The 2,418-nt window shown below is 68.2% G+C and carries 2 protein-coding genes; both read right to left on the reverse strand.

From position 1 onward, the window contains the following. Positions 1-96: 96 nt before the first annotated feature. Positions 97-1,254 carry a Gfo/Idh/MocA family protein gene (locus sphsw_RS09975; protein ID WP_031440490.1) on the reverse strand — a complete coding sequence of 386 codons (1,158 nt, stop codon included), beginning with the start codon at positions 1,252-1,254 and terminating at the stop codon, positions 97-99. A gap of 14 nt (positions 1,255-1,268) precedes the next feature. Beyond that, a partial coding sequence (locus sphsw_RS09980; protein ID WP_031440491.1) for a Gfo/Idh/MocA family protein occupies positions 1,269-2,418 on the reverse strand: 1,150 nt, incomplete at its 5' end.

The following is a 2,418-nucleotide window of genomic DNA, read 5'->3' on the forward strand; positions in this document are numbered from 1 at the left end:
GACCCGGCCCCGGTGCGGCTGGTGCGGCCGCCGCAAGCGCCACGCCGATGCCGATCGCGCGCAGCACTGTGCAGGCCGCCGCGCCGCGGCGCGCCGTCATCGCTTCGCCGGAGTCGCACGCGCCTCCGCGGTCAGCACGAGTTCGGCGGCGAGCAGCGCGCCCTCCTGATCCTGCGCGACCGACGTGCGTTCGACCAGGTCGGTCACGAACTGCGGTCCGAACGGCAGCGGCACCTTCGAGCAATCGAGATAGCGCGTGCCCTTCTTGTCCGCGATCAGCAGGTGGTTGCCGCCCGGACGTCCCGCGATGTCGACGTATTTGCGGAGCTCGATATAGCCCTCGGTGCCGAGGATGAAGAGGCGGCCGTCGCCCCAGGTCGACAGGCCGTCGGGCGTGAACCAGTCGACGCGGACATAGCCCGCACCGCCATCGCCGCTCAGCATCATGTCGCCGAAATCCTCGAACTTGGGATGCGCGGGATTGCCGAAATTGCCCGTCTGCGACGCGAGCACCTGCGCGCGCTTGCTGCCCGTCAGATAGACGAACTGGTCCGCCTGGTGGCTGCCGACATCGGTCAGAATGCCGCCGTTGCGCGCCGGGTCCCAGAACCAGTCGGGACGGCTCGGTGCGGACAGGCGGTGCGGCGCGAGGTTGATCGTCTGGATCACGCGCCCGATCGCGCCGTCATGGACGAGCTGCCCCGCCATCACCGCGGCGGGCACCTCGAGCCGCTCGGAATACATGATCGCGAACTTGCGTCCCGTCTCGCGGATCGCGCGGCGGACATCGGCGAGCTGCTTGAGCGTCACGACCGCGGCCTTGTCGCTCAGATAATCCTTGCCGGCGCGCATCACGCGGATGCCCAGCGGCGCGCGCAGCACGGGGATCGCTGCGCTGCACACCAGCTTGATCGCGCGGTCGTCGAGGATCTCCTGCTCGGACCGTGCCAGCTTGATGTCGCCATAGCGTTTGCGGAACATCGCGATCTGCTTGGGATCGGTCGCGTAGAAGGCGGTCAGCACGCCGCCGCCGCGGATCACCGCGTCGGTGATGCCATAGATATGGTTGTGGTCCATCCCGATCACCGCGAACGGCACGCGGTATTTGGCTTCGGGCGCGGGCTTGGCCACCGCCCCCTCGGTCGGCGCGTCGCCGCGCGTGGCGGATTGCGCGAACGCGTCGGCAGCGAAGCCCGCGGCCAGTCCGGCGGTCAGTCCGAGCCCGAGAAGTCCCCGGCGGTTGGTGTCGCTCACAGCTCTATCCCCTTTCAGATCGCGACCAGGTTCGTCGGCCAGGTCATTGCTTGGTTGCTGTCCATCGCCTGCTCGCCGAGCAGCGACGCGACGCTCGCCTGATAGGCCTGGCGCAACAGGCCGGGCAGCGGCTTGCCCGCGCGCACCGCCTCGCCAAAGCCCTCGAACTGCAGCATCGTCTCGTCATATTCGCCCCAGCCAAGCGACTCGCCGGGTGTCGTCACGGGCAGCTCGGGGAACCAGGTCGCGCCGCCGATCGGCACCGTGCGCTTGTGGCCGCGCGCGACGTCCTTGTGCATCCGCTGCAACGCCAGAACCTTGGCAGGCACTTCCTGATAGATGCGTCCCAGCTCGGGCTCGATCGTCCCCTTGCTGCCCTGGATCTGCTCCTCGCAGCCATAACGCGCATTGTTGAGCAGCGAGGTGTAGATCAGTTTCCGCCCGCCGCTATATTCGTAGATCAGCGCGACATGGTCATAGACCTCGCGGCCGTCCTTCCAGAAACAGATGCTGCCCGACCCGATCACCCGCGTCGGCACCGCGTCGAGAAACCAGTTACCGACCTGAAGCTGATGCGTCGCGAGCTCGGTCATCAGCCCTGCCGACCGGTCGCGGTACAGCCGCCAGTTGATCTGCCGGTCGTTCGCATCGGCAGGCACCGCGCGGCGCCAGGCATTGTTGCGGTGCCAGCTCGCGCGGATCTGTGTCAGCGTGCCGATCTCGCCCGCGCGCGCGCGCTTCAGTGCGTTGAGGTAGGTCGGGTGGAACATCCGCTGATGCCCGATCTGAAGGATCTTGCCCGCCGCCTTGGCGTGCGTGATCATCGCGCCGCAATCGGCGATCGTCCGCGCCATCGCCTTTTCGCACCAGACGTGCAGCCCGGCGTCGAACGCGTCGAAGCAGAGCTTCGCATGCGTGTCGAGCGGCGTCGCGATGACCACCGCGTCGATCCCGCGCGCATCGAGCATCGCGCGGTGATCGGCAAAGCGCCGCGCGGTCGGCGCCCATTGCTGCGCCTTGACGAGGTTCGGCGCATAGCTGTCGCAGATCGCGACGACCGTGCAGTTGCGCGACTTGGCGATGTTCTGGATCAGCGCGCGGCCGCGGTCGCCCGTGCCGATCACGCCCAGCCGCACCGGGTTCGACTTGACCGGCTCGGCGCCC

This window comes from Sphingomonas sp. FUKUSWIS1 (assembly GCF_000733135.1).
GTDB lineage: Bacteria > Pseudomonadota > Alphaproteobacteria > Sphingomonadales > Sphingomonadaceae > Sphingomonas > Sphingomonas aerolata.